Origin of the sequence: Enterococcus sp. DIV1094 (assembly GCF_017316305.2) — a bacterium.
GTDB lineage: Bacteria > Bacillota > Bacilli > Lactobacillales > Enterococcaceae > Enterococcus_B > Enterococcus_B mangumiae.
In genome coordinates, this window is record NZ_CP147250.1 from 1,154,608 (window position 1) to 1,179,279 (window position 24,672).

Annotated in this window: 18 protein-coding genes; 8 read left to right on the forward strand and 10 right to left on the reverse strand. The window is 39.1% G+C overall.

Annotation, left to right across the window (positions count from 1 at the left end):
* Nucleotides 1–65: 65 nt before the first annotated feature.
* Both rpoB and DOK79_RS05625 read right to left on the reverse strand, forming a co-directional pair.
* Entirely contained in the window at nucleotides 66–3,683 is a 3,618-nt protein-coding gene (gene rpoB, locus DOK79_RS05620) for a DNA-directed RNA polymerase subunit beta (protein ID WP_206857642.1), read from the reverse strand.
* Between the two features lie 183 nt (nucleotides 3,684–3,866).
* Nucleotides 3,867–4,028 carry a hypothetical protein gene (locus tag DOK79_RS05625; RefSeq protein WP_206857650.1) on the reverse strand — a complete coding sequence of 54 codons (162 nt, stop codon included), beginning with the start codon at nucleotides 4,026–4,028 and terminating at the stop codon, nucleotides 3,867–3,869.
* A 145-nt stretch (nucleotides 4,029–4,173) separates the two neighbouring features.
* Here DOK79_RS05625 and DOK79_RS05630 point away from each other — a divergent pair, with 145 nt between their 5' ends.
* Together DOK79_RS05630 and DOK79_RS05635 are read left to right on the forward strand one after the other, a co-directional pair.
* A complete protein-coding gene (locus DOK79_RS05630) occupies nucleotides 4,174–5,157 on the forward strand; it encodes a biotin--[acetyl-CoA-carboxylase] ligase (protein ID WP_206857659.1) in 984 nt (327 codons plus the stop codon).
* Between the two features lie 98 nt (nucleotides 5,158–5,255).
* The gene (locus DOK79_RS05635; protein WP_206853763.1) at nucleotides 5,256–6,692 is read left to right on the forward strand and encodes an IS1182 family transposase; all 1,437 of its coding nucleotides are present in this window, start codon (nucleotides 5,256–5,258) and stop codon (nucleotides 6,690–6,692) included.
* A 687-nt stretch (nucleotides 6,693–7,379) separates the two neighbouring features.
* On the opposite strand, the gene DOK79_RS05640 is transcribed toward DOK79_RS05635, so the two are convergent.
* Nucleotides 7,380–7,613, reverse strand: coding sequence for a hypothetical protein (locus tag DOK79_RS05640; protein ID WP_206858542.1), 234 nt, complete (start codon nucleotides 7,611–7,613; stop codon nucleotides 7,380–7,382).
* A 316-nt stretch (nucleotides 7,614–7,929) separates the two neighbouring features.
* On the opposite strand from DOK79_RS05640, the gene DOK79_RS05645 reads away from it, so the two are divergent.
* The 3 genes from DOK79_RS05645 to DOK79_RS05655 all read left to right on the forward strand — a co-directional run bounded on the left by DOK79_RS05645 (nucleotide 7,930) and on the right by DOK79_RS05655 (nucleotide 11,569).
* Nucleotides 7,930–9,378 (forward strand): hypothetical protein, encoded by a 1,449-nt coding sequence (locus DOK79_RS05645; protein ID WP_206858541.1) that lies wholly within the window; start codon nucleotides 7,930–7,932, stop codon nucleotides 9,376–9,378.
* Nucleotides 9,379–9,598: 220 nt separating this feature from the next.
* Nucleotides 9,599–10,492, forward strand: coding sequence for a hypothetical protein (locus tag DOK79_RS05650; RefSeq protein ID WP_206858539.1), 894 nt, complete (start codon nucleotides 9,599–9,601; stop codon nucleotides 10,490–10,492).
* A gap of 225 nt (nucleotides 10,493–10,717) precedes the next feature.
* Nucleotides 10,718–11,569, forward strand: a complete 852-nt coding sequence (locus DOK79_RS05655; protein WP_339093080.1) for a hypothetical protein — start codon at nucleotides 10,718–10,720, stop codon at nucleotides 11,567–11,569.
* A 497-nt stretch (nucleotides 11,570–12,066) separates the two neighbouring features.
* On the opposite strand, the gene DOK79_RS05660 is transcribed toward DOK79_RS05655, so the two are convergent.
* The 4 genes from DOK79_RS05660 to DOK79_RS05675 all read right to left on the reverse strand — a co-directional run bounded on the left by DOK79_RS05660 (nucleotide 12,067) and on the right by DOK79_RS05675 (nucleotide 16,237).
* Nucleotides 12,067–13,056, reverse strand: a complete 990-nt coding sequence (locus tag DOK79_RS05660; RefSeq protein WP_206858535.1) for a polyprenyl synthetase family protein — start codon at nucleotides 13,054–13,056, stop codon at nucleotides 12,067–12,069.
* Nucleotides 13,057–13,078: 22 nt separating this feature from the next.
* Nucleotides 13,079–13,645, reverse strand: coding sequence for a Gx transporter family protein (locus tag DOK79_RS05665; RefSeq protein ID WP_206858534.1), 567 nt, complete (start codon nucleotides 13,643–13,645; stop codon nucleotides 13,079–13,081).
* Nucleotides 13,646–13,657: 12 nt separating this feature from the next.
* Nucleotides 13,658–14,068, reverse strand: a complete 411-nt coding sequence (locus DOK79_RS05670; protein WP_206858532.1) for a NusG domain II-containing protein — start codon at nucleotides 14,066–14,068, stop codon at nucleotides 13,658–13,660.
* A gap of 237 nt (nucleotides 14,069–14,305) precedes the next feature.
* Nucleotides 14,306–16,237 carry an NAD(P)/FAD-dependent oxidoreductase gene (locus tag DOK79_RS05675; RefSeq protein WP_206858530.1) on the reverse strand — a complete coding sequence of 644 codons (1,932 nt, stop codon included), beginning with the start codon at nucleotides 16,235–16,237 and terminating at the stop codon, nucleotides 14,306–14,308.
* A 305-nt stretch (nucleotides 16,238–16,542) separates the two neighbouring features.
* Here DOK79_RS05675 and pplA point away from each other — a divergent pair, with 305 nt between their 5' ends.
* The 3 genes from pplA to menA all read left to right on the forward strand — a co-directional run bounded on the left by pplA (nucleotide 16,543) and on the right by menA (nucleotide 19,767).
* A complete protein-coding gene (pplA, locus tag DOK79_RS05680; protein ID WP_339093084.1) occupies nucleotides 16,543–17,478 on the forward strand; it encodes an extracellular electron transfer flavoprotein PplA in 936 nt (311 codons plus the stop codon).
* Nucleotides 17,479–17,706: 228 nt separating this feature from the next.
* Nucleotides 17,707–18,801, forward strand: a complete 1,095-nt coding sequence (locus DOK79_RS05685; protein WP_339093303.1) for an FAD:protein FMN transferase — start codon at nucleotides 17,707–17,709, stop codon at nucleotides 18,799–18,801.
* 12 nt (nucleotides 18,802–18,813) lie between these two features.
* Entirely contained in the window at nucleotides 18,814–19,767 is a 954-nt protein-coding gene (gene menA, locus DOK79_RS05690) for a 1,4-dihydroxy-2-naphthoate polyprenyltransferase (RefSeq protein WP_206858516.1), read from the forward strand.
* Nucleotides 19,768–19,821: 54 nt separating this feature from the next.
* Here menA and DOK79_RS05695 read toward each other — a convergent pair whose 3' ends face one another.
* The 3 genes from DOK79_RS05695 to DOK79_RS05705 form a co-directional block, all read right to left on the reverse strand.
* Nucleotides 19,822–20,430 carry a hypothetical protein gene (locus DOK79_RS05695; protein WP_206858515.1) on the reverse strand — a complete coding sequence of 203 codons (609 nt, stop codon included), beginning with the start codon at nucleotides 20,428–20,430 and terminating at the stop codon, nucleotides 19,822–19,824.
* 127 nt (nucleotides 20,431–20,557) lie between these two features.
* Entirely contained in the window at nucleotides 20,558–21,490 is a 933-nt protein-coding gene (locus DOK79_RS05700; protein ID WP_206858514.1) for a hypothetical protein, read from the reverse strand.
* Between the two features lie 62 nt (nucleotides 21,491–21,552).
* On the reverse strand, nucleotides 21,553–24,651 hold the full coding sequence (locus DOK79_RS05705; protein WP_339093087.1) for a lysozyme family protein: 3,099 nt from the start codon (nucleotides 24,649–24,651) through the stop codon (nucleotides 21,553–21,555).
* Nucleotides 24,652–24,672 lie beyond the last annotated feature (21 nt).

Consider the following 24,672-nt stretch of genomic DNA (forward strand, 5'->3'; position numbering starts at 1 on the left):
TTTCATTTAATGGCAAAACCGCAAGGCGGCTGATCATCGACCGCCTTACAGTATCTCAGACCGGATCAGTCTAAATTATCTTCTGCGGTTTCAAAGTTTTGGATGATGTCTTGTCTTTCATCTTCGACTTGTTCAGCAGCTTGTTTTTCTAGTTCTTTTGCTGTTTGTTGTTCAGCGAATTTTGTCAAAGCATCGACTGTGATCAAGTCATCGTCTTCGTCATCCATGTCGCGAAGTTCGATCTCGCTGTCTTGGATGTCTAGGACACGCATGTCTAATCCTAGTGATTGTAACTCTTTGACTAATACGCGGAAGGATTCAGGTACACCTGGTTTTGGAATTGGCTCACCCTTGACGATCGCTTCGTATGTTTTCACACGTCCGACTACGTCATCTGATTTGTATGTCAAGATTTCTTGTAAGGTATACGCCGCACCGTAAGCTTCCAGTGCCCAAACTTCCATTTCCCCAAAACGTTGTCCACCAAATTGTGCTTTACCACCTAATGGTTGTTGCGTAACTAGTGAGTAAGGTCCAATTGAACGTGCATGTAACTTGTCATCAACCATGTGAGCAAGTTTGATCATGTACATCACTCCGACAGACACACGTCCGTCAAATGGTTCACCTGTACGTCCGTCATAAAGAACAGTTTTCGCATCGCTAGCCATGCCAGCTTCACGAACAGTTTCCCATACGTCTTCATCACTTGCACCATCAAATACTGGTGTTGCTACGTGGATGCCTAATTGACGCGCAGCCATCCCTAAGTGTAATTCCAATACTTGTCCGATGTTCATCCGTGATGGTACCCCTAATGGGTTCAACATGATGTCGATTGGTGTTCCATCAGGTAAGAATGGCATATCTTCTTCCGGCATAATACGGGAAACAACCCCTTTATTACCGTGACGACCGGCCATTTTATCCCCTTCATGGATTTTACGTTTTTGAACGATATACACACGAACTAACATGTTGACACCTGGTGATAATTCATCGCCAGCTTCACGAGTAAAGATCTTCACATCGTGAACGATCCCGCCACCACCGTGTGGTACACGTAGAGAAGTATCACGTACTTCACGTGCTTTTTCACCGAAGATCGCATGTAATAAGCGTTCTTCTGCTGAAAGCTCAGTTACCCCTTTTGGTGTTACTTTACCGACTAATAAGTCACCGTCTTGGACTTCTGCCCCAATACGGATGATTCCCATTTCGTCTAAGTCTTTCAATGCGTCTTCACCGACGTTCGGGATTTCGCGAGTGATTTCTTCAGGTCCTAATTTTGTATCACGAGCTTCTGATTCATATTCTTCAATATGGATCGATGTATACACATCATCTTTTACTAGACGACGGCTCATGATGATCGCATCTTCATAGTTGTAACCTTCCCAAGTCATGAAACCAACTAAGACGTTTTGTCCTAGCGCCATTTCACCTTGTTCCATTGATGGTCCGTCTGCCAAGGTATCCCCTTTTTCGACTTTTTCACCTAAATGAACGATTGGGCGTTGGTTGTAACTTGTTCCAGAGTTTGAACGGCGGAATTTTGTGACTGAATATTTGTCTAATGCGCCATTGTCACGGCGTACGCGAATCTCAGATGCATCTACAAATTCAACCACACCGTCATGTTTACATAGTAACGCAGCTCCTGAGTCATGAGCTGATTTGTATTCCATACCAGTACCGACCCAAGGTGCTTGAGGGTTGATCAATGGCACGGCTTGACGCTGCATGTTGGCACCCATCAAGGCACGGTTGGAGTCATCGTTTTCCAAGAAAGGAATACATGCTGTCGCTACCGCAACTACTTGCTTCGGTGAAACGTCCATGTAATCGACTTTATCGATCGATACTTCTAAGTTTTCACTTTGGGCACGAGCCATAACGATGTCTTCAGCAAATGTTCCGTCATCATTCAACTTACTATTTGCTTGGGCAACGATATAATGGTCCTCGATGTCTGCGGTCAAATAATCGATTTGTTCTGTTACACGTCCTGTTTCACGATCGACACGACGGTAAGGTGTTTCGATAAAACCAAATTTATTTACTTTCGCATAACTTGACAAACTATTGATCAATCCGATGTTTGGTCCCTCAGGCGTTTCGATCGGACACATACGGCCATAGTGAGAGTAGTGAACGTCACGTACTTCATAGCCGGCACGGTCACGAGTCAAACCACCAGGTCCTAAGGCTGAAAGACGACGTTTGTGTGTCAATTCGCCTAATGGATTTGTTTGGTCCATGAACTGAGACAATTGAGAAGAACCAAAGAATTCTTTGATACTTGCAACAACTGGACGGATGTTGATCAATTGTTGTGGTGTCAATGTTTCTGTATCTTGGATCGACATTCTTTCACGTACGACACGTTCCATACGTGCTAAACCAATACGGAATTGGTTTTGTAAAAGTTCTCCGACAGAACGGATACGACGATTTCCTAAGTGGTCGATATCATCCACGTTGCCGATACCTTCCATCAAGTTTAAGAAATAGCTCATTGAAGCAACGATATCCGCTGGACGAACAGTTTTCACTGTTGTATCTGGGTAGCCGTTACCGATCACGTTCACTTCACGTTCTGGATCTTTTGGTGAAAAGACTTTGATCACTTGGACAGTCATTGGGTCAGTCACTACGCCATCTTCAGTTGGGTAGTAAGTCACTGAGTTCAAGCCATTGTCGATGAACGGTGCCAATGTTTCCATCACTTGATGGGTCAAAGCTGTTCCTTTTTCAACAATGATCTCGCCTGTTTCAGGATCAACCAATGTTTCTGCTAAGGTTAAGTTCAATAGACGTGTTTTCAAGTCTAGTTTTTTGTTTACTTTGTAACGACCCACATTTGCTAAGTCGTAACGTTTTGGATCAAAGAAGCGGGCATTCAGCAAGTTACGTGAACTATCAGCTGTTTTTGGTTCGCCTGGGCGAAGACGCTCGTAGATATCTTTTAATCCTTCTTCTGTTCTAGAGTCACTTGCATTTTTGTGTAGATCTTTTTCGATCGTGTTACGCAATGTTTCACTATCGCCAAAGATTTCAAAAATCGTGTCATCTGAACCAAAACCTAATGCACGGACTAACACAGTCAATGGAATCTTACGTGTGCGGTCGATACGTACATAAGAGATGTCTTTTGCATCAGTTTCCATTTCTAACCATGCGCCACGGTTAGGGATCACTGTTGAACCGAATCCTTCTTTACCATTTTTGTCTACTTTCCCATGGAAATAAACACCTGGTGAACGGACTAATTGGGATACAATAACACGTTCAGCACCGTTGATGATGAATGTCCCTTGCTCTGTCATCAATGGGAAATCACCGAAGAATACTTCTTGCGCTTTGATTTCACCTGTCTCACGGTTTGTTAAACGTAAAGTCACATGTAATGGTGCAGAATAGTTTGCGTCATGTGCGCGTGCTTCTGCTACTGTGTACTTTGGTTCTTTCAATTCATAATCTACAAATTCCAAAGAAAGATTGCCATTGAAGTCATCGATTGGCAAAATATCTTCAAACATTTCTCTTAGTCCTTCATCCAAGAACCATTGGTACGAGTCTGTTTGAATTTCGATCAAATTTGGTAATTCCAACACTTCACTGATTCGTGCGAAACTTCTACGTTCGCGATGTTTTCCGTATTTTACTACGTGTCCAGCCAAGCTCTTCACCCCTCTAAAATGTCATTCAAAAAGACTACCCGATCAATTGTTACAATAATATTAAAAATATTATATTTAGGTAACAACAGACATTTTTTGCGGCTTTTAGGCAAAAAAAAAACCAAAAATAGAACGTTCTCTTGAATACATACCTTCCTGAGCTTCTACTTTTGTTTCCTTATATTAAAGCCGAAACGGACAATATTTCGTTTCTGCCTTCACTTCATCAGATAGTTTTTGCAACTTCATATAATACACTGTTTTAACGTAAAAGTCAACACTTCCTGGCGTTTCCTGTAAATTTTCGTAATTGTTTCTTAATCTTTCTTTTTTGTTCCATTTCATTTACTCCTAACTCCCAAATCATTCTATAAAGGTACCTTTTCTCTTTCGTTTTTACGAGTCGGAAAATTTTTGGCTCTCTACCAAATAAACGCTTCTGGCATCTCCTCAAATCTGATAGTATGATACATAGAAAGGAGTTTGTTCAATGACGACAAAAGCCAAGGTGTTACACCTTTTAAAAAACAACTCGACATTTCTGTCTGGTGAAAAGATTGCGCAACAGCTGAATGTTTCCCGGACAAGCATTTGGAAGGCCATCAAAGAATTAGAAAAAGAAGGCTTTCGGTTTGAGCATCAAGCAAAAGGATACCGTTATCTTCCATCCGATGTATTAGATTCTGTAGAGATTTCACATGAACTATCCCCTTTTGATACGCAAGTGACTGTTTTAGCGCAATCTGAATCAACGATGAAAGATGCGAAGTTAGCTTCTACTATTGATACGATGAAACCTAGCTTATTTATCGCTGATACACAAGAGCAAGCGCATGGTCGTTTTGGGCGTTCATTTTTTGCACAACCCGGGCAAGGAATCTACATGAGCCTTTTGTTGCATCCACAAAAGCATTTTGAAGAGTTGCCACAATATACGTTGATCGCTGCCAGTGCTTGTGTCAGAGCAATCGAAGAAATGACAGGAAAGCACGCAATGATCAAATGGGTCAACGATATCTATCTTGACGGAAGAAAAGTTTGCGGTATTTTATCGGAAGCAGTAAGCGATATGGAAACTGGCGAAATTCGTTCAGTGATCATTGGTGTGGGATTGAACTTTTCGATTCCCCAAATCCAATTTCCTGATGACATCCAGCAAAAAGCGACTTCCTTATTTCCAGACGGTGAAGCAATGATTACTAGAAACCAATTGATTTGTTCGATTTGGAAACATTTCTTTTCGTATTTAGCAGACCCCACGCAGGCATATTTTGACCTTTACAAAGAACGATCCTTCGTCTTAGGAAAGTCTGTCAGCTTTAGCCAAAGAGGGACGACCTATCAGGGCATCGCTCAATCGATCGGCCCTAAAGGAGAATTGATCGTGGACACACCCGAGCAACGTTTCCAGCTCCTATCTGGCGAGGTCAGTTTAACAGAAATCGATGGCTTACCATCAGCAAAAAGAGGCTAGGAAACTAGCCTCTTCAGATTGTAGACAAAGTACTTATTTATAGTGCTTTGTCTTTTTTTATACGTTAAAATAAAACTATGAATTGGAGGTGTAACCCGATGCTCTCAAAACAAGATATGAGTAAGCGTGCACAGATGGGCTTTTTTGCTCTTGAGGACTTAGTTCCCCAAGACCATTTATTACGACAAATGGATCAGTTTATTGATTTTTCTTTTATTTACGATTTGGTAAAAGATAAATATGATGAAACCCAAGGACGGCCAAGCTTAGATCCCGTTCTTCTGATTAAGTTACCGATGATTCAATACTTTTTTGGTATTAAAAGCATGAGACAAACCATCAAAGAAATTGAAGTGAACAACGCGTATCGATGGTTTTTGGGGTTAGGGTTAGAAGATGCAGTTCCTCATTTTTCTACATTTGGTAAAAACTATACGAGACGGTTCAAAGGAACCACTACGTTTGAACAAATCTTTTATGAGATTTTAGCACAATGTATGACGGAAGGAATCGTTGATACCTCTGAAATTTTTATTGATGGGACGCATATTAAAGCACATGCGAATCGAAACAAGAAAGAATCCGTCGAAGTGATGGATCAAGCCTTCTTTTATACGGAAAAATTGACAAAAGAAATTGAAAAAGATCGAGAAAAACGCCTAAAAAAGCCCTTAAAAGAAACAAACGCAGGAACTAAAATGGCCATGAAAAAAACAAGTACTACTGATCCCGAAAGTGGTTGGTTTCATAAAGGTGAGCATAAAGAAGTTTTTGCATATAGCGCACAAGTGGCATGTGATAAAAACGGCTGGATACTAGGTTATACGACCCACCCAGGAAACTTACATGATAGTCGTACGTTTATTTCTTTATTTAAAAAGCTCAAAGGAGCTTTTACTTTAGATAAATTGATTATGGATGCTGGGTATAAAACGCCAGCAATCGCACAATTACTTCTCGAAGAAAATCTGACCCCTGTTTTCCCTTATAAGCGACCAATGACGAAAGCGGGCTATTTCAAGAAGAACGACTATGCCTACGATGAATACTATGATTGTTATATCTGTCCTAATGATAAGATCCTCTCTTATTCGACAACCAATCGAAAAGGATATTTAGAATACAAAAGTAATCCAGAAGAATGTAAAAATTGTCCTGTTCTATCTACTTGTACAAATTCAAAAAATCATACAAAAGTCATCACCAGACATATTTGGGCGAAAGCAATCGAACGATGTGAGGAAATACGTCATCAAAGAAGTTTTAAAGACCTATATAGAAAAAGAAAAGAAACAATTGAACGAATTTTTGGTACAGCAAAGGAATTTCATGGATTACGTTATACGAATCAAATAGGAATAGAAAAAATGCACATGAAAATTGGGCTTACTTTTGCCTGTCTAAATATGAAAAAACTAATAAAAATCAAAAAAGGGCGAGCAGGAAAGGTGTGTTTTTCTTTAGAAAAACAAAGAAATTTCTCTTTTATTCTTAAAATCGTACATATAAAAAAGACAAACCTCATTTTTACATAAGGTTTGTCTACAATCTGAAGAGGCTAGGAAACTAGCCTCTTTTTTATCAATGGTGGGTTTGTTATGCTCGCTTTAGATTGTTGTAAGCTTGATGTCGCGAGAAAACATGAAAGCTTCGATGTACAATGTGTTCGTTTTATCTATTGGTTCTATGTGCTTATCTCTATGTTCGAATATGTGCTTCACTAGTTATTGCTTTATGTGTTTGTTCTATGTTCGAATTCAACATTCATCTATGGTGGAACTATGTGCTATTGTGAGTCACAGTAGCCTACTCAAACTACCGTCCCTCAATATTCGTCACCTGATAACATTTGCTTACGCTTTCTAAATGCGGTAGCGCAATTAGTGATGCACGTCGTCAAGCAAGTGAGACCGTTCAACTATTTTTCCCCGAAATAGTTGATGATAATCAAGTGATGTTCTATGTGTGTTTATTATGTTTAGTTATGCCTATTTATTACTTCTTATTTATTGCCAAACGTATCTCCTGAAGTTCAACGCTAGCTTCCTCATCTTCTCCCTATACAGAATCTTATTCCATTTAACGCCTCCTCTTTTGCTGTCGTTCTGTTTGTATCATAACCGATAGGAAACCAAATAAATTCTTTTGTATAGAATTACAACATTTTTTATTTTTATACTAAACTTGAGCAATGCTCATTGGACGTACTACGCACGACTACCTCAGATTTTACAAAATTGTAATTGGTTGGCTTTCGAAGAGGAAAAATATTCGATTTTCAAATTGAATTTTTTGACAATCAAACAGCGAATCAAAAATTTATCCGCAGCAGTCAAAGGCTGTTGATATTCTTCTTCAATATCGCGAAACGAGAAATTCTTTTTCTCTTCACTTAATTTTGTTACGATTTCAATCACCGTTAACTTCGTCAATTCTGATGTATATTGTTTTCTCACAAGGACTCTCCTTTATTCATAGCATTCTTTAATCCAGAATATAGCATGGAATTTTTATTTGTCGGGACAATTTTTTTCCAAAAACAAAAAAAGTTTGTTCGAATCTGTAAAGAACTCTTTCTCTGGTTTTTTGGCAACGAAAGCGTACATAACACAAGACACGCCCCCATACGCGTGTTGGCTCACCCGAAATAACATTTTTGCATTAGATTGTCTATAGCAATAATTGTTATGCCAGAGAAATTATCAATAAAAGAAAAACACATAAAAATGTTATTTTTGTTATGTAGCTAGAAAGATACATAAGGAGAAACCTATGGCACAACTAACAAATAAAGAAGTCATAAAATTTTTAAACGCAGCAATTAAAAATGGATTTTTGGATCAAAAAGCAATTGGACCAGAAAATCTAGCTCGTTTGAAGGCAAATATCATCATCAAAGACCGCACATTGAACTTACGATCAAAAGACCCTAACCTTTCTGAAAGCACCCGTGTTCACGCACAGGATCAATTAGCGATCGTGAAAAAATTTTCACAACAAACCGCAACGATCCAACCAGAGAGACTCAAATTGTCTGTCACGCAAATCAACGAGGATATTGCTCGACTAAACACAGAAAGAAATGGGCTAATTGAACAAATCAAAGACATCCAGGTTGAAGTCACGAAACATTCTGGTCCTCGTGGAGAGCCAGATGCGTATAATAAGGCAACTGATATGCTTAGTGTCTCAAAAAGTGAGCTAAGAAGCACCCTATTTAATATCCACACACAGCAAGCACTTAAACAAGTGATGAAAGAACAATCACTTGAAAAAACAAGTAGTATTCAACGAGAGTCAGTTGACCAGTCGACCAGACGTCATTCCATGCCGCCACAGAGCGCCCCTCGTCGGGAATCCGTTTCCCAACAGAACTCGAACCGTCGACGGTCATCCGAGCAACAAAACTCTACACCCAGACGTTCAATGACCGATCAGAAATCAGCTCGCCGACGATTATCTGCCGTGTTTCGGAAGTCAGTATCACAGCAACCAAAAGGCCCTACGAAAGAAGTAAAATCATTAGTCAGTAAAATCACCAATTTGGAGAATATCATACAAACACTCGCAGAAAAAAGAGATAAACTTGTTAGTCATGATTTAGTAAAAGAAGAATTTGGCTTGTATACTGATAGTATCAAAGACCAACGTTCTCGGGCGAATAGCCTTTACAAGAAGCTTGACACCCTCGATCCAAAAATGGCTGAAAAAGTAAAAGCAACATTTGCTGATTCCCCCTATGGTAAAGTACCTTGTCCGTTAACGCCTAGCGAAATCAAGGTGAATAAAGCCAATGCAAAATTCGATAAAGCTTATCATGACGTACCTTCTGTAGAAAAAACGGACACAAAACTAAAAATAAATACGGATATGCTTTCCCCTGAAACAGTCAGATTAAATGAGAAAAAAATGGTGAGAAACGCGATAAAAAAAGAGTTAGGTGCTACACAGGAAAAATTAAATGTGTACAAAACAAGCAAATGGAATATCGTTGGCAAAGTTTCAAATTTCTTTCATCGAAAAGAAATCCAAGCATTAAAAAATCAAAAAAAAGAATTGGTTGCTAAGCTTGAGCCCCTTAAAAATCCTCCTCAAAAGAGTATTTTAAAACCAACACTGAAAGAAAAAGTAACCGCTGCACATGATAAGCAAGAACAGAAAATGAAGGACCAAAAACCACGTGAAGATCGTGCACCATCACCTAGTTTTGTAAAATCATGAATATTTTTCATGATTTTACAGTTTTTTTGCTCTTTACTTCATATACACGTGCCATTGATAAACTAGTACCAACCCTCTCAATTTATCAGGGGAACCATACAATATCTCTTTTTCTTCAAAGCCTATTTCACTAATTTTCCATAATTAGAAATTATCGGCACGATTCATGAAAAAAAGATGTTATTTTTGTTTATATAAACAATAGGAGAAGGAGATATGTATGGCTGAATCTAAAAAACAAGAGAAAACACCAGGAACACAAGAACAACAGTTCACACCAGATCAAAAGGCTTCAATCCTTAAACTGTCGAATCAAATCATCCACTCTGAAAATAGAATCGAGCAGTTATTAGAACAGCGAGAGAGACTCGGTGACACTTCTAAGTCTTCAGAAGAATATAAGGAATTAACAGCTCTCATGAAAAAACATCGGCAGAGAATTATCGTTTTATATGAAAGACTAGAAAATATTTCACCTGGACATGCGAATCGATTGGAAACAGCTATAAATAATCATTTCGCCCTAGCGAAAAGGGAGCCTCTGACTGAACGTACCTACGAAATGGCTTACGAAGCAAAACAGGAACCAATCTATGCAGAAATCCCTGGCGACAAAAAAGGACACATTGGCAATGAAAAAGCTAGCGTTGGCGACGGAAAAGAGAAAGTTAAAGAAGTTGCTGTTTCCATTGGAGAAAAAAGAGAAGGAACAGAGACTCAAGAGAAATCGATTATCCATGAGGAGAATAAAAAAAAGCTAAAACCATTAACGCTACGTAAAGCCAAGAAAAAGTTAAAGCGAATAGAAAGAAAACTAGCTAAATTCAAAAGAAGGCAAAAGACAGTCACCGGCAGAATCATTAATTTTCTTAGTGGGAAAAATAAGAAAAAGTTGCTCAACAAAAAAAAATTATTGGTTACTCATATTAACACTTTAAAAGGAAAAACTGGAAAATCAATTTCGAAATCTACACTTAAATCTACTCTTAAATCTGATCTTAAACCGCTATTAAATGAGAAGTTAACTAACGCACAAAACAAAGTCAGAATGAACAACCAAGAAAGACCAAATCCAGCATTCAACAAACAAGAGAAAACGAGACAGACGATTTAAAATAAAACAAACGGCTACAAACCACTCAGGACATTGATCAATAATAATGGTCAATGTTCTTTTTTCTATTCCTTAAAAATAGTCTCCTCATCGATGAACCACTCATGTTTCAAGTACACAGCCTATACCACTAATTTCCCTTACTTAGAAATTGTCGGCGTAACACAAGATGGTTAAAATGCTATGTTTGTTTATAGAGATAAAACAAGAGATGAGGAGAGAATCATGGCTAATTCTAGAGAAAATAATCTATCAGTAGAAGAAATGAGAAAGCGATCAAGGGAACTAAGTAAACATCTATCAAAAAGTCATGCTTCAGAAATCAAGAGTCTGGAAAAAAAATTTGGGAATGCGATTACTATGATGCATACTTTAACCGAAAAAAGAGAGAAGCTGAACGACCGTTCTGGGTCTTCAAAAAAATATAAGGAATTAACCGTTGGCATCAACAATAATAAAAATAGAGCGCTGGATATACTTGAAAAAATTCAAACGCTAGATCCACAGCTGGTGGATAAACTACTAAAAAAATACACAAATCTAACTGAGCATACTTATGAAACGATTCCTGAAAATAAGAAAAGCAATGAGAAAGATGAACCTCTTCCCGACATACGTATCCGAACAGAAAAAGAAGTGGTGTCTGCTGTGGTAAAGGCTAATCGTGCGTTCAATGAGCACTATAAAGAACTTCCCCCTGCGAATCGAAAGACGAAACTAAGATTTGATGCGGTAGCACTGGCAGAAGGAAAACATAGAGAAGGCAATATCCAGGAAACACCGCACAAAGCTGACTTTTCTGAACACATCTACGAAACGATTCCTGGAGATACTAAGAAAACCGAGAAAGCTTTCGAGTCTACTCAAAAAAGCGAGCGCACAAAGAGAGAGGATCAAAAAGGGCAGCATAAATTACACACTACTGCATCACAAAAAGGGATTTTTCCTGAGTCTCGGAAAGCTACACTGCGAGATAAGATCAATAGCGCGCAGCAACAAAAAGAAAGCAACAGTCTAAAACAAGGCAACCAATTACGGAGCAATCGACCGCAGCATAGTCCAAGTTTTGGGAGATAAAACAAAAAAATAAAAAACCAGTGATTTCCTTTTCAGTTAGTACTTTAAGGCTTTCACTGGTTTTTTATTGACTCATCTATTCTTGTCGTTCAGCGACATTTCCCCCAAAATGCTAAATAAGCTGACTATCAGAATAAACAAAAATGAATGTTTTAACTACTTGTTTTGTCCATGGTTCACTCTATATTATGTATTATTTCTTATGTGCGTTGATTTCCCTCCTTTATTTTTCCTCCGTCATTTTATGTACTTACGTCCATAAATAAAACGATGTAAGCCCTCTTGTTCGATGAACGGTCCATGTCCATACTATTGCTGGCTCATGGTTTAAGAGCAACAAACTACTGATACGTGCAGTATGCCCAATTCTAAAATCAGCAACCACACGATACCTACTATTTAGCATACCTCTTTCTTTTAGAGGGTGCAAAACCTCTTTTTCTAGGCAAAGAAAAAATGAGCATTACCTAAAAAGTAATACTCATTTTATCTAACCACTAATCTACACGATTTAAAATCTGAGCGGTCAACTTCTCTAATGTCTCTTTTGTTTGCAAGGAAGTGTCTGGCAATTTTTTGATTTCTTTTAATGCTTTTTTAGTATAAGACTCCGCTAATTTCTGTGCGTTCTCTACACCCTTCGCCTCAACGACCAGCTGTTGTACCTTTTCAGCTTCTGCTTGTGTCATTTGTTTTTCTTTTGACAAACATTCAAGCAGTTCAGCTTTTTTCTCTGTTTGTAACGCATAGATCAAAGGCAATGAGTACACCCCTTGACGAATATCTTCCAATACAGGTTTACCGATATCTTCACTTTGTTTCGTGTAGTCTAAAATGTCATCCATGATTTGAAACGCCATGCCGATCGCCAAACCGATATCTCCTGCTTTTTTCGCAAAACGCTCGCTTGTCCCACTTTCATACGCACCGACGAAACAACTCAATTGAAATAACTCAGCGGTTTTGCCAGAAATGTTCTGTAAGTATTCTTCAACAGATAATTGTGCGTTATAGCGATCATCCATTTGACCTAGTTCACCATTCAATACCTTTTCCATACTTCGTGCATTCAGCTGCATGCTTTTTAAGGAAGAGGCGTATTCTGATAGGAGTTTGAAACAACAAACAAATAAATAATCTCCTGCATACACAGCGACACTATTGCCAAAACGGCTGCGTAAGTTCGGCTGTCCTCTTCGTACGTCAGCCTCATCAACGATATCGTCATGGATCAACGTGGCAATGTGCAACATCTCAATGGATGCGGCCAACGAAATGGCTTTTTCACGATCTTGCTCCGGTCCAAATTGAGCGAACAACAATTGATAAGCCGGACGCAAGAGCTTTCCACCCGCATGGATCGTTTCTTTGATTGCTTCTTCTACTGGTTTGTTTTTCAGCCGAACAACACTTTCCATTTTCTTTAGTGTCTGGTTCAATTCCATCTGGATCGTTGGATAGTCCCTCCACATTTGATGTAACTTCATAAAAAAACTCCTTGTATAACGCTTATTTTTTCAGAAATACCGATTGCCATTGACTGTTGGTCTGCCGATCATAATCTGCTTGGAATCGCTGTAATGTTCTTACATGTTTCAATAGATAGTTTGCAGAGATGCCTATCGCAAGTCCGGAAAGTATCCCTAGAAACGACAGAATCGGTAAATAGAGCATGACTGTCCAAGATTGAGCAATAAATGAAGCAGTCAATAGCTGACCGACATTATGCATAAATCCACCAGTCGCACTGATTCCAATGATACTAACTCTTTTAGGTCCTAATTGTTTGACTAAAAGCATACCAACATAACTTAGTAATGCGCCACTCATACTATAGAGAAACGTCGATATGGTTCCGCCTAATAACGTGGTCAAAAACAAACGCAACCAAAGTAATAAGAAGCTATCTCGTTTTTTCATTGTAAAAATTGCCACAATCGTAATCAAATTTGCCAAGCCAAGTTTCGCACCTGGCGCAAAGCCAAAAGGATATGGAATCATATTTTCCAATAAGCCGATGATCACACCTTGGGCAACTAGTAAAGATATATAGATCATTTTTTGTAATTTACTCATGGCGTGAACCGTCTAATAAATCAGACTGTCTTCCCCACTCCCGTCTGTTGATCGTACTTCGATCACTAATTTATGAGGCAAACAAACGATTGTTTCCCCATTATTCGTTGCCCAGCCACGACGAACGCAAATCTGATCATCGCAGTCTGCTTCTTTGATCCGAATTCGTTCTCCATCGATTTCAATCAGGTTCTTATCCCCATGATCGTCTTCATATAAATAGGTGTAGGCTTTAGTTCCATCTACTAAAGGAAAGGATTTGATTTCTGTTCCATCTACTCGCAACACCGCTTCTTTATTGGGCGCTGCATCTACTTGTTGATAACTAAAAAGCACCACTGGCAAGAATGAGAGTAGGATTAGCAAAAGAATAATGGCAATATCCCAAGGCTTCAATAAACTTTTTTGAATAAATTCTTTCAACTACTCACACCCCTTTCTCCCTCATTTGATTGCTCCAATTTTACCATGAATCGCCAAGGTTGTGAATGAAAGGAACAACCTGTCTCCTTAGGATTTGATTGGCTCATCCCTTTTTCAAGAGTCTTTGTAAGAAAAAGACGAGCTTGGAATGTTTGCACACCCCAAGCTCCCCCATATTTCATCTCATGTCATGATTTTATATGCAAAATCATTTCGATTTTTTGAATTTAACTTTATTTATTCGCCGTAACGAGCTTTCGGTTTTCCGTACCACCAATTACCGACTGTTTTTTGTAACCAAGGAATCACCCAACGATCCAAACCAATCGCACGGCCTGAGCCATTCATCAATGCGAACGCCACAAAGATGAACCAGATGTTTACCCAGTAGAACATGCCAGAGATACAGAAAGTGATGACTAAAACAATCGTTGTCGCACTACATAACCAAGTGAATAAACCGGCAATCAATGCCAACGCTAACGCGATTTCAAAGAAGACCATGAATTTTTGGAAGAACATCGCTACGTCGTTGTTTGGCATGATGACTTGCATGATACTGTTGAACCAGTCTGGTGATTTGTCGATCACTGCCATTGGTTCTTCACCATACGCATAACTCAAACCAAAATGCGCCGCTTGTGCTGCTGCTTCACCAGTTGTCGCACCTGCGCCACTCGCAGCTGTCGTTGCATCACCTGCTGCTGAGGCACCACTTGCTACGTCTGCCACATTGTATTCCCATGTCCAAGGGAATACGCTGTTGCCAGTAAACCATGAACCTTCGCCAAACCAAGTGCTTGGTTTTAGTACTTCACCGTTACCGATCATTTTCTTCGAAGCTTCGACTAACCAAACGAGACCGTAGAAGATTCGTAATGGTACACTCCACAAAACATTGCCATAGCGTGAAGAGTGTCCACGAGTCACATTACGATCATCTTTGATATGGAAGAATTCGTGCATCATATATTGGAACATATAATAACCTGAACGGATATCAAAGAAATATTTCAAGTTGACGATGTGTTTCATGATAATTGCTAGAAAGCCACTTAAATGGATCTTGTTAAATAAGTTCGCTACGCCCCATTTTGCGCCAACAGAAACCATAAATCCTTGGTAATTCCCTTTAAATTTATGTTTCTCGCCACCCTTGATCGAAGCAACGATGTTCGCTGCAGCCGTATGCCCTGTTTGCTCTGCCGCTTGAACGATTTGTGGTGTTGGTGTATTCGGGAATTCTTCGTAGTAGACTAAGTCCCCAATGATATAGATATTTTGTTCTTCATATCCTTTTGCCTGCATGTACTCGTTCGCTACTAAACGTTGACCGCGTGCAGTTTCCAATCCGAAGTCAGCAGCATCTGTTGTTCCTTTGACACCTGCTGTCCAAATCAATGTATGTGTTGGTACTTCACGACCATCTTTTAATTTGATATGGTCAGGAGCGACTTCAACGATTGGCGCATTCAACAATAGTTCAACATTCTTTTTATTTAAATAACGTTCTGCTTTCGCTGCATCATTACGATCCAACATATTCAAAATCGTTGGCATTGCTTCAACGACCATTAGTGTAATCTCATTTGGATCTAGTTTGTAGTCTTTTGCTAAACGATCTTTCCAATCAATCAACTCACCGATCATTTCGATCCCAGTAAAGCCAGAACCACAAACCACAAATGTCAACATTGCCTTACGCAATTTTTCATCTGGTTCTAGTGCAGCTTTTTCCACTGTTTTCTCAATGTGTTTACGGATCTTGACAGAATCTTCAAATGACCAAAGAGTGAAGCCATTTTCTTTTACGCCTGGTGTACCGAAGTCATTTGGTTCGCCACCCATCCCTAAAATCAATTGATCGAATGGATAAGCGCCTAATTTTGTCTTGACGATTTTTTTCTCTTTATCGATCCCGATAACTGTGTCAGTGACTAAATCCACGTTTTTCTGTCTTGCAAATAATCGTTGTAAATCGTACTGGATCGCCTCTGGTTCAACACGTCCGCCTGCCACTTCGTGAAGTTCTGTCATCATCGTGTGGTACGAATGACGGTCAATCAATGTGATTGTTACGTCTTCTTTTTTCAGTTTCTTTGCCAAGTGTTTTGTAGCTGAAACACCCGCATAACCAGCACCCACAACGACAATATTTTGCTTTGTCATTGAATATCCGCTCCTTATTTTCTTCTATATAAAATTATTCATAGTTGATCGTTTTTTCAATTTGATAATGATTACACAATCTTTATATATTATATAGATGTTTTGTATATTTGTCTAACACCTTTTTATGTTTTTTTTATTACAAAAAAAACGCCTGTTTTTCACGAAATTTCCAGAAAGAAAACGCTGTATTAAATTACTGTGGTTATTTTTGTAAAACGGTTGACTTATTGATGATATCTATTAGAATGTATAATGAATCACAAAGATTTTGTGGACAAAAAATGAAATGGCGGGGTTATAAAATGAAGAAAAATCGGTTTGTTACGGGGTTTGCGGTATTAGCATTCTCAACATTGATGCTAGGAGCTTGTGGATCAGATAACAATGATAGTTCAAGTAGTACGTCTGAAACTTCTACTGCACAATCTTCTACAACAGAAACTAGTACAACAGAAACATCTAAAGAAATCGTTGCTGGTGGAGAATTACAAGACGGTACATATAAATTAGAAGAGAAAAACTATTCTAATGGTTACCGCTCAGTTTTTGAAATCGTTGTAAAAGACGGCAAGATCACGGAATCAAATTTTGATTACATCGATGCAGATGGCAAATCAAAACAAGATGACACTGAATACAACGAAAACATGGAAGCAAAATCTGGTACAAAACCAGAAACATTCATTCCTGAATTGAACGATCAATTAGTCAGCGCACAAAGCGCAAGCGATGTTGAAGTTGTCACTGGTGCGACACACTCATCAGAAAGCTTCCAAAACTATGCACAACAATTGATCCAAGCAGCGCAAGCAGGCAACACAGAAACAATCGAAATCGACAATGGCGCTGAATTACAAGACGGCACATACAAATTAGAAGAGAAAAACTATTCTAACGGCTACCGTGTACAATTTGAATTAACTGTTGCAGATGGTAAAGTCACTGAATCAAACTTTGATTACATCGATGCAGATGGCAAATCAAAACAAGATGACACTGAATACAACGAAAACATGAAAGCAAAATCTGGTACTGACCCTCAAACTTACATCCCAGAACTAAATGATGAACTTGTTTCAGCAATGGGTGAAGAAGATGGTTCTCCAGCAGATGTTGAAGTAATCACTGGTGCAACACACAGTGCCCATTCATTCATCATGTATGCACAACAATTAGTGAATGCCGCTGAAAAAGGCAATACACAAACAATCGAAGTCGATAACATTGTGACAAAATAAACATTGTCCAGTAAAGGGTTAATCTGACTTTAAGAAAAACAATTTTGGAGATGTGGCAACTGTCACATCTCTTTTTCCATTCTGTTTGTACCAACCCCCGCCCGAAAAAAAGATGTTCATTCTCGCCAGATTATATTAGAATACAAAGCATGAGCTTACTTTTGATTTCGCTTAAAGAATTTCTATATGCGGAACACGAAATAGATAAAATGAAATGAGGAATAGATGTTGAAGAAACGATTACTTCCTTTCGTCTTGCTTTTGTGCCTACTGACCGTCGCTGGTTGCAGCACAGACTCAACGACCGAAAGTAAACAAGAAAACAATACTTCACTGCTTTCTGACCCTTACACTGATGAACAATTTTTACTTGGCACTTATGTACGTATCCGTATCTATGATGAAGGGAAAGAGGACGTATTGAAGCCTGCTTTTGACCGTGTCAAAGAGTTAGGCGATAAGATCACGATCAACCAAGAAGGCTCTGAAGTCGATGAGATCAATCAACAAGCAGGGATCAAACCTGTCAAAGTATCTGATGATGTCTATCGCTTATTGAAACGTGCATATGAGTATAGCGAAGACTCTCATGGCGGTTTTGATATGGCAATCGGTCCAATCACACAGTTATGGCGTATCGGCTTTGATGATGCACGGAAACCATCACAAGCAGAAATCGATGAAGCATTGAAACTGGTAGATTATCATAAAGTCCAATTCAATGATGAAGAAAAGACCGTTTACTTGCAAGAAAAAGGGATGATCCTTGATCTAGGCGCCATTGCGAAAGGGTTCATCACTGATGAAGTCGTCAAAGTCTTGAAAGAAAATGATGTAACGACGGCAATCGTCGATCTAGGTGGGAATGTTTATGTTCTTGGTCATAGCCCTAGAGGTGAAGATCAAGATTGGACAGTCGGTATCCAAGATCCAAATCTTGCCCGTGGATCGATCCTTGGATCAATCAAAGAACGAAATAAAACATTAGTCACATCCGGCATCTATGAGCGCTATTTGGAAGTTGATGGCGTGAAGTATCATCACTTGTTCGATCCAAAAACCGGTTATCCTTTTGACAATGATATCGCTGGCGTCACGATCATCACAGATCAATCGATCGATGGTGATGGCTTATCTACCGCGGTCTTTGCGATGGGCGTGAAAGATGGCTTAGCTTACATTGAAGATAAGCTGAATGACGGAACTGAGGCGATTTTTGTCACAAAAGACGATAAAGTTTACGTGACTGATCCAATCAAGGACACCTTTAAACTCGCTGAAGATTCAAAATATACAATGGGCGATCGTTCTGAATTAAACTAAGGAGTAACTGATATGACACTAAAAATCTTTTTAGAAGTAGTTGAGCTACGAACAAAAGTCGCTAGTGTATTTCCTTTTGCGATAGGGGTTTTATTCTCTATCGCTTTTTTTCACGAAATACAGTGGTTGAACACCTTGCTGTTTTTTATTGGTATGCTTGTCTTTGACTTAGCAACCACCGCCATCAACAATTATATGGATTATGAAAAAGCACATTCGGAAATTTATAAATACGAGGAAAATGTTATTGGACGGACAGGTATCTCACCAAAACTCATACGAAACATGATTCTTGGGATGATCGCATTTGTTTTGATCATCGGCGTGTTACTGACGTTGAGAACTGGCTGGTTACTGTTACTGATGGGCGTCGTATGTTGCTTCATCGGTATTTTCTATACTTTTGGACCAATCCCTTTATCTCGCATGCCGCTAGGAGAGATTTTCAGCGGTTTTACCATGGGTCTAGGAATCTTTGCGATGGTCATCTATATCAATACCCATCGCAGCGATTTATTCGATTTGACTATCTCTTTAACAACCGGCACCTTCAACCTGTCAGGCAATATCTGGGCTGTATCTGCGATCATCTTAGCAGCATTACCGCTTGTTTTTACCATCGCAAATATCATGTTAGCGAATAATCTACGTGACTTAGAACGAGATATAGAAAATCATCGCTATACGTTGGTCTTCTATATCGGCCGTCCAATTGGGATCATGCTTTTCCAACTTTTGATGTATGCGTGTTACCTGATCCTTCTTGTAGGACTGATCAGCGGCATTTTTCAATGGCCGATCCTTCTGGCTTTCTTGTCGTTACCAAAAATCTATCTTAATCTCCAACAGTTTAAAGATAGCTTACCGCAGCCAATCAGTTTTAGCTATTCGATCAAAAATATGATTTTGTTCAACAGTAGCTATGCCCTTGGTTTACTTGCGACGATTCTTATCAATCAATTGTAGACACACAAAAAAAACAGGTGGGAAATCTCCACCTGTTTTTTTGTATATATGGATCTACGTACGTGCTATCGTTGGCGAACCTTTTGTTAATGAATTCCTTGCAAGGCCTTGACCTCTTATTAATTCATTGCGTTCTCTTGCTAGCGTACTCGCTCTATTCGTCACTGCTGATAGCCTTGGCTTGCCATCTGGAGTTCCGCCTCTTTCAGCTGAATTACTTCTATTCAGCAAGGACTTCTCACCAGAATTTCGACCATGAGAGGTTGAGGCAACTCCTTGCTCTCTTGTCAGATGATCTCTACTAATCACAAGTTTTCGCTTTACAAAGTTCCAAGCTTTGGATAAAGTACCTTTTGCTTTTGGATCTTTCTCGATTAGTCGTTCTCTGTCTTCTGCACGACTTCGTTGTAACCCTCTGAATTTTTGTCTTAAAAAATTCAAGGCTCTAGCTAAGATCCCTTTTGATCGTGAATCTTTATTCAGCAGTCTTTCTCGTCTATGGGCACGGTTTCGCTGAAATGATCTGAATTTCTGCTTAAAGAAATTCCGAACTCTAGCTAAAATCCCTTTTTCTTTTAAATCTTTTTCTTTGGAATTTTTCTTTTCCGGATTTTCTTTTGCTTCTTTTCGATGTTTCCGATAGGCTTGGACTTTTCGGTACACTTTAAACACTACTTGAATGGCTTTTTTTGCGAATTTGTAAAGCCAGACTGGTCCTTTTTGAAACAACCTTTTAAAGACATTCTCGAGCTTATCTATTTCTACATCTTTATCCGAATTATTATGCATCTTAGTTCACATCTCTTTCTGTTATGATGACGGTATTTCCATCTTCATCAGTAGTTTCCTGTGTCCTTGATGTATCTGAACGACTAGTTCCATCTTGTGTCATTTGCACAGTTTCATACGGTTTTTCAAAATGAGCGATCCATTGGAAGCTTCCTTCATTACCCATTAACCTATATTGATTTGCTTCTTCTGTGATTCTAAAGGTGATCGTTTTTTGGGTATCCCTACTATCTGTCCGCATAACAACAAAATTAGCACCTTCATGATCAGTGTCAAATGACATAATGCGATACTTAAACGTCGCTTCTTCATCCGCTCTGCCTTCTTCCACTTTTTTCTGAGTAAACGTATCTTCTGTAAACTCTAACGTGAAAGAACGACTATTGTTAGTATTTTCCCAAGTCCCTTGCATCAAAATATCTAGCCACATTTGGGAAACAGCTCGTTGCGCTGCTTCGATCTGCTCAGACATTTCTGCCTCCAACTGTGCTTTCACTTCTTCCGTTGGATAAAGATAAAGATCTTCTCCATCTTCTTTTCGATGCAAGATCGTATTCCCCATCCTAGTCTGCAAGGCGAATTCTTTCGTTCGGTTGTTATCACTTTCCAAAACAACCTCACCACGTGTATTTAAATAGTAAATACCCGATTCAAACCAATCACTTGAAACTTTATAGGTTCCATCAGTAGCCAACTCGATTTCTGTGTCATCTGGCAAATTAGTATACCATGTCCCACTGTAGATAGTGGCATTAAAACGATCTCTTGAGTCTCTCGTTTCTTGTACTGCTGCTGACGTGTCTGTAGCTTCTTTGGTACTTGATTGGGTATTGATCAATGAATACCCCACTAGACCAGCGATCACAACAACAAGCAAGCCAAGACCAATAATGATTTTTTTACCTGATTCCGTTTCTAAAAAATTCTTTAGCATAGTTCCTCCTTTCTAGATATCCTTTAAACCATTCGTTAACTACTTTCGGTTCTACCTCCCCTTTAAGGAAGACCATACCCCGAAATAACGTTACTGCCAATGGCATAAGTTCTTCTTCGCACTAAGTTGTCAGAATTACCCTCAATCACTTGAATAATGTTCCCGCCAGAATATTCAACGATTCCTACATGATCTTTTCCTGTTCTGCCACCAGCCCAATCAAAAAATACAAGATCGCCAGATTGCGGAACATAGCCTTCATCATGCGCTTTGAATTTGTCATTTTCTTCAAACCATTCTTTCATATCTAAAACACTCGATGTATTTGGGACTCGTCCTTGTTCTAAATAACCAGCTTCATTCGCTACCCAGGAAACGAATACTGAAGACCATTCGACTCGATGGGTGAAGCCTGCCCAACTCCAATACTTCTCACCATTTGGATTGCCAAGCTCTCTTCTGGCAAGTTCGGCTAATCGACCGGTATCTGCCATAATATTTCTTGTCACCATAGCGGTGTAAAACATGTTACCAAATACATAGCGCCAGTTATAGCCTAATCCCTGTGCGACGATATGATTAAAAGGTATCGTTTGGTTGTTACTTTTCATTTGTGCATACAGTCGGGCATCCTCAAAGGAATAAGGGGCATTCCTTCGAATCAAATCATCTAGATATTCTTCACCAAAGTTATATGCTTGGACAGCTGCCAGCCCATTAAGATTATTAGTCTGTGCCTTTTTGATGAGGTGAGCAAAATATTCGACCCCTTTTTCAATCGATTCCTCTGGCGTAGTGATCCTATCGGGAGACCCTAATGCCAGTTGCGCATTCATGATATCTGGTTGAATCGTTTCATTCCCACCAGATTCTACCCAAATCATCGATAAAATCGCATTAGTATAGACTTCAATACGATGCTTACGCGTCTGTTCCTCCACTCTGTTTTGCCACTTGGTCACTGAGGCGGGAGGATTGATCAAGTTGCCCCGCAGACCACCGCCATTGCGCATATACGCTAGATTGGTGTCATTACCAAAAACTAGCTTATCAATATAAATTGCTGGATAAATATCAGGATCTCGATGCCAGAAGCGATATTCTTTCATTGCAACCAATAAATTGCCATCAAATTGATTTCTTGTGTAACCAATTAAATCCCCCGCTTCTAATCTTCTCCCTCGTCTTACCACCGGATCAATATTGACATAGTAGGCATAATATAGACCTGTATATGTTTCTAATGCTGTGGTTACCGCTGCAGAGCCATCTGTATGTCCAGCTTGATAAGTATAATCAATACTTTGCACAGTCTCAAAGGTCGTCGCATAAACGGGCGTTCCAGGCTCTGCATCTAGAGCAATTTCAAAGTGGCCAGAATCCGGATTTCGTCTGCGATAGCCAAAATTATCCACAACCGTGGCATAGTTCATCTTGCCAAATGGATTGGCCATAAAGATTTTATCTTCAAAGCGGTCTTTCTCCATAATAGGGTAATATTTGTCGATCTCATCTTCATCAAAAGCAATGACTCGCCCATAACTTTCAGTGTTGCTCGAAATAATTCCATGTGAAAAGACCTCGACTTCAGGATTTGAATCAAACATCTCACCAATTGTTTGCACATTGATTTTAACAGTAGCAACATCTTTTCTCTCACGTCGTACTTCGGTATGTTCTTCTCCTGTTTCTTTATCTACTGTAACCACAACAGTTTCAACTTCTTTATCTTTTTCAATGACCGTCGTATAGTTGTAGACCATATCATGTAACGCATGGATTTCATCTCTTACTCTATAGACTTTGATTGGCTCTGGTGTGATTGGATGAGGCGCATCTTGAAAGACGGCATATGTCCGATAGCGAAAAGACCATGGAATCCAAACTCCAGTTTTTTCTGCGACCCTTCTGCGATATGTAGCAATAGCGATATTATCGATATCATAATCTTCAAATTTTGCATTCAGATAATAGATGTAGTTATCCCCATTAGATACATACATAAACTGCTCTGGATCAGACTGTATCCCGTTCACTTCAAAATAGACTTCATCATGCTCGGGGTTATCAACTAGCCGGTTGTAGGTTTGATAAACCTCTCGATTCTTATAAGTATCCAACCATGTCACGTAATGATACGCTTCAGTGATCATCATCGACTCTGTTTTTACGACAAATAAACTTAAAATCGTCGTCCAAAAAGAAAGGAAGATTGCGATGATCGAGATGATGACTGCCACGATCAGGATAACAACGATCAATTTCAATAGGATGGGCAATTGTAGAATAATCAGCATGGTGATGATAATTCCGACTAAGTTTAAGTTCCCTTCCTCATCTCGACCGATCTTATCAATGATCAAGTCTTTGATTTTATTTTTAAAAGGATTTTTAGGCGAAATTTGATTTTTTAACATGTTGTCTAATTTCGCCCGCATATTCCTCTTACCAGCAACCTTCTTTTTTCCTTCTTTTCGCTTAGTATTTCTCTTCTTTTTTTCCAACTGCTCATTTTTAGAAAGATGTAATGCTTTTTTGTCATTTTTATGACGAATCTTTGATGTGGTAGAGTTGACTTTCTCTTGTTGACTTTGTTTTTTTTCTAGATTTACTTTACTGTCGTATCCTTTGTATTCACTATCTTTCTTTTGTTTCTTACGAATTTTCTCATGACGCTTTTTTTTATTGAAACGTACTTGTGTGTTCTTTTTTTCTTTATTTTGTTCTTCGTTGTTGTTCGTCACAGGAGCAGGAACGCTTGTTGTATTGACTTTAGCAGGGGGTAACATTGACTCGTGTTGTTGCTGCTTTAATTGATCTCTTCGACTCTCTTGTACTCTTTTTCGACGATTGGCGCTCTGACTATTGACAGGTGTGTTCTCGTCAATGTTATTAGAAAATTCTTGCTCTAAATCATTTTTATCGTTTTTGTCTTTTTTACGCTGTTTGCTCTGAAAACTTGCTTGCTGTGATTTTTTTTTGATCCGGAGATTGTTCCCCTTCATCAACTTCATGAATTTTCGTTTTCGAGCGCTACTTATCGACTTATATCTTTTAGAACTTATTTTACTACCATGTACGACCATTTTTCTGTTTTTACTACTACTAGTCGTCGCGTTCTGACCTGCCCTGTTTTTGCCTAAAATTTTTGGATCAGCCACTGTCCTGTTTCCTTTCCCGCG

Bases quoted from the DNA above. Each gene is read 5' to 3' on its own strand.
- DOK79_RS05665 (WP_206858534.1), bottom strand. From the start codon at position 13,645: ATGAGTAAATTACAAAAAATGATCTATATATCTTTACTAGTTGCCCAA.
- DOK79_RS05650 (WP_206858539.1), top strand. From the start codon at position 9,599: ATGGCTGAATCTAAAAAACAAGAGAAAACACCAGGAACACAAGAACAA.
- DOK79_RS05625 (WP_206857650.1), bottom strand. From the start codon at position 4,028: ATGAAATGGAACAAAAAAGAAAGATTAAGAAACAATTACGAAAATTTA.
- DOK79_RS05645 (WP_206858541.1), top strand. From the start codon at position 7,930: ATGGCACAACTAACAAATAAAGAAGTCATAAAATTTTTAAACGCAGCA.
- pplA (WP_339093084.1), top strand. From the start codon at position 16,543: ATGAAGAAAAATCGGTTTGTTACGGGGTTTGCGGTATTAGCATTCTCA.
- DOK79_RS05655 (WP_339093080.1), top strand. From the start codon at position 10,718: ATGGCTAATTCTAGAGAAAATAATCTATCAGTAGAAGAAATGAGAAAG.
- menA (WP_206858516.1), top strand. From the start codon at position 18,814: ATGACACTAAAAATCTTTTTAGAAGTAGTTGAGCTACGAACAAAAGTC.
- DOK79_RS05660 (WP_206858535.1), bottom strand. From the start codon at position 13,056: ATGAAGTTACATCAAATGTGGAGGGACTATCCAACGATCCAGATGGAA.
- DOK79_RS05630 (WP_206857659.1), top strand. From the start codon at position 4,174: ATGACGACAAAAGCCAAGGTGTTACACCTTTTAAAAAACAACTCGACA.
- DOK79_RS05635 (WP_206853763.1), top strand. From the start codon at position 5,256: ATGCTCTCAAAACAAGATATGAGTAAGCGTGCACAGATGGGCTTTTTT.
- DOK79_RS05675 (WP_206858530.1), bottom strand. From the start codon at position 16,237: ATGACAAAGCAAAATATTGTCGTTGTGGGTGCTGGTTATGCGGGTGTT.
- DOK79_RS05700 (WP_206858514.1), bottom strand. From the start codon at position 21,490: ATGCTAAAGAATTTTTTAGAAACGGAATCAGGTAAAAAAATCATTATT.